This is a genomic window from Streptomyces flavofungini (assembly GCF_041028215.1).
Lineage (GTDB): Bacteria > Actinomycetota > Actinomycetes > Streptomycetales > Streptomycetaceae > Streptomyces > Streptomyces flavofungini_B.
The window spans coordinates 1-1,506 of sequence record NZ_JASKYR010001174.1 but is presented as its reverse complement, the minus strand read 5'-3'; the positions used below and the strand labels follow the sequence as shown (position 1 = coordinate 1,506).

The window sequence follows — 1,506 nt, the reverse complement described above, 5'->3', positions numbered from 1 at the left end:
GCCTACGCGTACCCCGTGGGCGAGGCGACCTGGCTGCGCGCCAACATGGTGTCCTCGCTCGACGGCGCCGCCCAGCACGACGGCCGCTCCCAGCCGATCTCCGGCGACACCGACATGCGGATCTTCGGCACCCTGCGGGCCCTCGCCGACGCCGTGGTCGTCGGCGCCGAAACGGTTCGTCTTGAGGGCTACCGCCCGGCACGCGCGCGTGAGGCCTTCGCGGCGCGCAGGGCGGCGGCGGGCCAGGCCCCCGCGCCCGCCATCGCCGTGGTCAGCGCGAGCCTGGACCTGGATTTCTCGCTTCCGCTTTTCACCTCGCCGCTCACCCCCACGCTCGTGGTGACGGGCGCCGCCGCGCCCGCCGACCGGGTGGCGGCGGCCCGCGCGGCCGGTGCCGATGTGGTGTTCGCCGGGGAGGGCGCGACCGTGGCGCCCGCACGGGTGGCGCCCGCCCTCGCCGASCGRSGSCTCACGCGGCTGCTCACCGAGGGCGGTCCCCGGCTGCTCGGGCAGTTCGTGGCGGCCCACGCGCTGGACGAGCTCTGTCTGACGGTGTCGCCGACGCTCACCGCGGGGGACGCGCAGCGGATCGCGGGCGGACAGGCGCTGGCGACGCCGGATCGGTTCGTACTGGCGTCCGTACTGGAGGAGGCCGGGTTCCTCTTCACCCGATACCGTCGGAGCTGACAATGAGCGGAATAGCTCGTTCCGTTTCGCTCCGGCTGGGCACACTTAAAGTCGCAGACCCCGTACGGCCACGGGGCAGGATGGTTTCCGCGAGGGCCGGAAGGACGGCCCACGGATGAGAGGGCGCCTGACGTGTTCACAAGCGTATTGATGATCGAGAAGGCCCTGACCTCCGCGGACGTGGAGTTCGTCACCACCTTGCACGGGGATGAGACGGTCACGTTCCACGTGCTGCTGCAGCCCAGGGGGGACCAGGCCGACCGGCTGCTCCGGGCCATCGACGACGTGGCACTCGGCGAGCTCGACGAGGCGGCGCGGGAGGGTTCGACCCCCGAGGGCGACGAGGCGGCGGGCCCCGGTGAGCAGGCGCTGCGGGTCTCGCTGACCGCGCTGCGGGCCGCCGGGTGCGAGGCGCAGGGGCGGCTCATCGAGGATCACCCGCTGGACGCGCTGAAGACGCTGGTGGGCGAGGCGGGGGCCGATGAGGTCATCGTGCTGACCGATCCCCACTATGTCGAGGAGTTCTTCCACCGGGACTGGGCGTCGCGGGCGCGGCACAAGGTGGGGGTGCCGGTCTTGAAGCTGTTCTCCCACAGTGATTGATCTGGCCCCTGGGCCTTGAGCGGGGCCTTGGTCTTCTTTTGCCTGCGGGTTCGGGGTGGCTGGTCGCGCAGTTCCCCGCGCCCCTTACGGGCCCGTCCTTGCGGCCCTGGCGGGCTGGTCCCTGGGCCTTGAGCGGAGCTTTGGTCTTTTTTCGCCTGCGGGTTCGTTGTGGCTGGGCGCGCAGTTCCCCGCGCCCCTGGCGGGGCCCGTGCCCCG

2 protein-coding genes are annotated in these 1,506 nt (G+C 72.4%); both read left to right on the top strand.

The window, feature by feature from the left end; all coding sequences use genetic code 11:
- Window positions 1-687, top strand: a 687-nt coding sequence (locus AB8Z36_RS39495) for a dihydrofolate reductase family protein (RefSeq protein WP_369218183.1), incomplete at its 5' end; no start/stop codon positions are given.
- Between the two features lie 132 nt (window positions 688-819).
- Complete coding sequence (locus tag AB8Z36_RS39490; RefSeq protein ID WP_369218182.1) at window positions 820-1,290, top strand: indole-3-glycerol phosphate synthase; 471 nt, start codon at window positions 820-822, stop codon at window positions 1,288-1,290.
- Window positions 1,291-1,506: the final 216 nt, after the last annotated feature.